Genomic DNA, 273 nt, shown 5'->3' on the forward strand with positions numbered 1-273 from the left:
GAGGAACAGGGCCTGATCAAGCGGGTGCGCTCGAACGCCGACCAGCGGCGCCAGGAAATCTCGCTGACGCCCAAGAGCAACAAGCTGATCGACCGCATGCGGCCGCAGGTGGATGCCAAGTATCAGGAAATCGAGGACCGGATCGGCAAGGAATTGCTCGACCGCCTGTACGCCGACGTCGACGCGATGGTCGACCTGATCAAGCGCGATCAGGCCGAATGACTCAGTCCGGCACGGGCAGGATCGCGTTGATCTGGCCCGTGCCCGAACTGG

Annotated in this window: 1 protein-coding gene; it reads left to right on the top strand. The window is 63.4% G+C overall.

Annotated features, from left to right (window positions below; genetic code table 11):
• A partial coding sequence (locus ACYYG1_RS17445; RefSeq protein ID WP_461211607.1) for a hypothetical protein occupies positions 1 to 222 on the top strand: 222 nt, incomplete at its 5' end.
• Between the last annotated feature and the right edge of the window lie 51 nt (positions 223 to 273).

Source organism: Desulfocurvus sp. DL1XJH-121, from assembly GCF_054819825.1.